We start from the raw sequence: 4,049 nt of genomic DNA, 5'->3' as shown, positions 1-4,049 counted from the left end.
TTCCGTGAACCATCTTCTACAACGTCTGCGGCTGCGTCGCCGCTGACCACCGAGCCACATAAATCAGTGTTTCCCTAGCTCGAAAACGTTACCAATCGCGCCAATTGAGCAGACGAGTGCAACGGCAAGAAAATTGTGTCGCCTTACGTCCCCTCGCTCGATCAGTCGTCCACGTTTGTCGTCAACTCGAGCAGGACATGGATGCAGCGGCGGCTGGATCTGGATAATTGACCCGTGGCGGGCGGGTGCAACAGGCTCACCGAAGCGCTTACTCGAAGTTCTCCCCCTTCGTCGTATCGCTGCGCGAGGTCGAGCTCGGCGACCTCGCTGTGATAGCTTGCGATGCAATCCGTGCTGTCCGGGAATCGCTGGCGATGAGATGTCAGTGCGGCGACAGCGGCAGCGTGACGCTTGATTAGTTGACCACGCGTGACCCACTCGCGACGATCTCCTCTGGTCGACGTTTTGATCAGCTTTAGTGTGCCGTCACCAAGCGCCTCGAGCGGCGCGTGCCCGTTGATGAATGCTGCATAGTGTCCCGAGAAGACCGTCTCCCACTCGTCGGTATGAGCATCGATCCGATACGCAAACAGATACCCGCCGAGATCGATCGCATAACGATAGAACAGATCCTTATGTACCCCTGGAGAAGTGAGTTCGACGACCTCGTTTTCCCGATGGAACCTGTCTCCCAACGACGTGAGCGCGTCCGACCGATGCGCCGCGAGCAGATACACAGCGGCGCCAGCTGGATCGCCGCCGCTCCGGGTGTAGTAGGTCGCGCTGCCGCCGTATTGCAAAGCGAACGTGAAAGTGGCAGGTATACTCATCGCGGCTTCCCTGGTGCGTTCATGTAGATCGTCATCTCCTGCCCGAGCAAGGCGATCCTGACGAGGCGCCGTTTGGCGCCCCGATCGCAATTCGGTTGCGGTGACGACGGCGACCCATTGTCATGGTCGGCTACATCTACTGCAGCGACGCGACAAGAGAACACCATCCCGTACCGCTCAAGAGACGGGATGGTGTTTCCAGTGGCAAACGCACATTGCATAACGCTCGAATTATCGTCAGACATCTTGGCTACCCCGTAGCGAACCGTCATGCGCAGCCGCCGACAATCACGTCACAGCTCTTGTTTGACTATTTGTCACCCCGTTACGTCACCTTGTAGCTTATCCCTTTGGGCACGCTGAGTGCCGTGTGAATTGCCATTCACCAGCGCGCGGGATCCTTACAGCAAGCGGCATGCCAACATCGTGCTCTGGATGCTCATCGCGACTCGGCGCCGCGACGACACGAAAAGCAACGTTGAGATGGTCAAAATGTTTCAGCGGTGATACGGATCGAACCGATCATGTAGCCGCATGCGGCGATCGCCAACGTGGAGCGTGGTGTGTGCACGGTCGAGCGTGCGTACGAGAGGATGAGGGGACGTTTCAGCATTCACACGGACTAACCGCTCGTACCTCCGCAGACCGCGATCCCCATTGCCAGGCGTGCTGAGTGCGCACAGCCGACGCGCGGTCTGACAGATGACCGCGCACGCATCTTCTCCCGCTCGTTTGGTTGCAAAAGTGAAATCACGTCGCGATAGACGGCAACGCCGTCTTTTGCTCACAATGCAACAACGAAACTTCTTGAGCATTTCCGGCATACACGGATGCGCAAGCGATCGCCTCCTGCTGGCGGTCGCCGAACCAAAAACGATGTTGGCATCTCTGGTCGACGGGTCGACGGGTCGACGGGAGTTCTCCATGGCATACAAACACATTTCAAGCCACTTCGACGCTGAGCTGCAGCACCTGTCGTCCAAATTTCTTGAGATGGGCGGAATCGTTGAGTCGCAATTGAACGATGCGATTGCTGCTCTTAGCCGCTTTGACTTGGACCTGGTCGAGAAGGTGGTTGCCAAGGAGCATCGCCTCAATGAGATGGAAGTCGAGATCGATGCCGAGTGCTGCAACGTCATCGCCCGACGCCAGCCTGCGGCGTCCGATCTGCGTCTGCTGATGGCAATCTCAAAGGGCATCACCAACCTCGAGCGTGCCGGCGATGAAGCGCGCAAGGTAGCGAAGCGGACCCGCCGTATTGTCGAGGTGGGTGTCGGCACAAAGATCAACATTGCAGAAATTCTGTTGGCCGGTCAATTGGCCGCGACGATCCTGCGTCATGCCCTCGACGCATTCGCGCGACTCGATACCAGAGCCGCAGCTCAGATCCTGCGCGACGACGATGCGATTGATGACCAATACCGCGGATTCATGCGTAAGTTGGTACCGTACATGTCCGAGGACCCGAGTGTTATCTCCGCCGCGCTTGACTACCTGTCCATTGCATCGGCCATCGAACGCATCGGGGACCACGCAACGAATCTCGCCGAACTCGTCATCTATATCGTCAAGGGAACGGATGTCCGGCACATGCCACGGGAGCAAATCGAGCAAGAAGCTCTGCGGAAATGAAAGCGCGCGAACGAGGCGACGACTGAGAGCCGTTGGCGCGGGTGGTCTAATCTTACTGTGTCAATAAATTCATGCCATTATAGAAACTTCTTCATCCATGGCGTGAGGAATGATGGACTGGGAGACGTCATTCGAGGCGTATCTGGAACATTTGTGTGAGGCGCTTGGGCATAACGATCGCGACTCAGGATTGAGGGGCTATTGCCAAGGGCTGATGCTGCCAATTCGGCGCAAGAGCGTCGAGCCGCTGGCGGCACATCTGGAACCGGAACGTGTAAGCGCGCGACACCAGTCGCTGCACCATTTCGTGGCGAAGTCGGAATGGTCCGATACGGCGCTGCTCGAGCAAGTGCGGCGCTGGGTGCTGCCGCACATGGACCCGGCTGGCGGGTTGTACTGGATCATTGACGACACGGGTTTTCCCAAGAAGGGCAAGCATTCGGTCGGCGTAGCGCGGCAATACTGCGGCCAGTTGGGCAAGCAGGACAACTGCCAAGTTGCGGTGAGTCTATCGGTGGCGACGGAAGACGCGAGCCTACCGGTGTCGTATCGACTGTATCTGCCGCGTGAATGGAGCGACGATCCTGCTCGACGAGAGAAAGCCGGCGTGCCCGAGGAAATCGAGTTTGCAACCAAACCGGCGATTGCGACCGGGCAGTTGCGCGAAGCACGGCAAAGCGGCGCGCCCGACGGTGTCGTTTTGGCCGATGCAGGGTATGGAGACGACACGTCGTTTCGCGAGGCCGTCAGCGAGCTCGGGCTGCAGTATGCGGTGGGGATTCGCTCGAACACGCGCGTATGGGCGCCGGGCACCGCTCCTCTACCGCCTGAGCCCTCCGCGGGGAAATCGGGCCGGCCGCGTAGCTTGTTGCGGCGCGCGCCGGGACATGAGCCGATTGGAGTCAAGGATCTGGCATCGACACTCGACGCCTCGTGCTATCGCAACGTGATATGGCGCGAAGGCACGTGCGCCACGCTCAGTTCGCGCTTTGCCGCCGTGCGCGTGCGTGCTTCACACCGCGATTACTGGCGGCCCACACTGCGCGATGAGGAATGGCTGCTGATCGAATGGCCCGAAGGTGATCCGGAGCCACTCAAATATTGGCTTTCGACTTTGCCCCCAGACACGACGCTCGAACGCATGGTTCATGTTGCCAAGATGCGCTGGCGTATCGAGCGGGATTATCAGGATCTCAAGCAGGAATTCGGCCTGGGACACTTCGAAGGCCGTGGCTGGCGTGGATTCCATCACCATGCATCGTTGTGTATTGCTGCCTATGGGTTTCTTGTTGCTCAACGCCTCATTCAAGGCGACAGTAAAAAAAACTCCGCGATCCGCGACCCATTTGCCTTACCCTCGGATTACGTGCCACGCGGGTCCCCAGCGCGCGCAGCGCCACGTGGCTGATTCGATCACCACGTTGCGCCGGCGTATCTCCGCCTACATCGCGCGCCGGCTCCAGCAATGTCCGTTTTGTTCAGTGTCCAATGCTGATTTATTGACACAGTATGAACCGCCCCGAGTTTTGTGGAGGCTCCAACTCTTGAGAGAATGGAGCCATGAACAAGAAGCCAAGCAAGTTTTCC

Annotated in this window: 4 protein-coding genes; 3 read left to right on the top strand and 1 reads right to left on the bottom strand. The window is 58.5% G+C overall.

The features are described from left to right. Positions 1 to 161: 161 nt before the first annotated feature. Positions 162 to 830 carry a hypothetical protein gene (locus KVT39_RS36170; protein WP_217591397.1) on the bottom strand — a complete coding sequence of 223 codons (669 nt, stop codon included), beginning with the start codon at positions 828 to 830 and terminating at the stop codon, positions 162 to 164. Between the two features lie 924 nt (positions 831 to 1,754). On the opposite strand from KVT39_RS36170, the gene phoU reads away from it, so the two are divergent. From phoU to KVT39_RS36155, 3 genes are all read left to right on the top strand, one after another. Further along, positions 1,755 to 2,462, top strand: coding sequence for a phosphate signaling complex protein PhoU (phoU, locus tag KVT39_RS36165; RefSeq protein ID WP_217591399.1), 708 nt, complete (start codon positions 1,755 to 1,757; stop codon positions 2,460 to 2,462). Positions 2,463 to 2,574: 112 nt separating this feature from the next. Then, the gene (locus KVT39_RS36160) at positions 2,575 to 3,870 is read left to right on the top strand and encodes an IS701 family transposase (protein WP_217591398.1); all 1,296 of its coding nucleotides are present in this window, start codon (positions 2,575 to 2,577) and stop codon (positions 3,868 to 3,870) included. After that, positions 3,863 to 4,049, top strand: a 187-nt coding sequence (locus tag KVT39_RS36155) for a hypothetical protein (RefSeq protein ID WP_217591396.1), incomplete at its 3' end; no start/stop codon positions are given. The genes KVT39_RS36160 and KVT39_RS36155, both read left to right, overlap by 8 nt.

It is taken from the genome of Burkholderia sp. GbtcB21, from assembly GCF_019091065.1.
GTDB lineage: Bacteria > Pseudomonadota > Gammaproteobacteria > Burkholderiales > Burkholderiaceae > Burkholderia > Burkholderia pyrrocinia_C.
This window is presented reverse-complemented; position numbering and strand designations above follow the sequence as displayed.